Raw genomic sequence first — 692 nt, 5'->3', positions numbered from 1 at the left:
CCTGCGATGCGGCTACGTCGAGGAGGCGGACGCCTGGCGCGTGTGGCTGCTGCGCGCCATCGCGGGCCGCCCCGAGGACCACCAGATCATGTACGGCCTGGCCGGCGAACGCCGCCTGCCGGAGATCACGCTCGACTGGCTGCCGGGCTACGAGGGCTCGCGGCCCGTCCGGACCGGCAACGAGGCCGCCGGCCAGTTCCAGCTCGACGTCTACGGCCAGGTGGTCAACGCCCTCTATCAGGCGCGCAAGCAGGGCATGCCGCCCGACGACTACACCTGGTCGCTGCTGGTGAAAGGGGCGGCCTTCCTGGAGCACAACTGGGACCGGCCGGACCAGGGGCTGTGGGAGGTGCGCGGCCGCCGCCGCCACTTCGTCCACTCGAAGATCATGGCGTGGCTCGCCATGGACCGGATGACCCGCGGGGCCGCCGAGCTCGGCCGTACGGGGCCGTTCGACCGGTGGCGCGCCGTGCGCGACCGCATCCACGCCGAGGTCTGCGACAAGGGCTACGACCCCCAGCGCAACACCTTCACCCAGTCCTACGGCTCCCGCGAACTCGACGCCGCACTCCTGCAAATCCCCATCGTCGGCTTCCTCCCCCCCGACGACCCCCGCGTCATCGGCACCGTCGAAGCCATCGAACGCGAACTCATGACCGACGGCTTCGTCCTGCGTTACCCCCTCGCCGAAC

1 protein-coding gene is annotated in these 692 nt (G+C 71.1%); it reads left to right on the top strand.

Annotated elements, in window-relative coordinates:
• Positions 1–692: glycoside hydrolase family 15 protein (locus FLX08_RS40035; protein WP_208761989.1), on the top strand; the 692-nt coding region annotated here is incomplete at both ends.

This window comes from Microbispora hainanensis (genome assembly GCF_006874475.1).
Taxonomy (GTDB): Bacteria; Actinomycetota; Actinomycetes; order Streptosporangiales; family Streptosporangiaceae; genus Microbispora; species Microbispora hainanensis.
The sequence above is the reverse complement of the archived record's forward strand: the minus strand, read 5'-3'. Positions and strand labels throughout refer to the sequence as shown.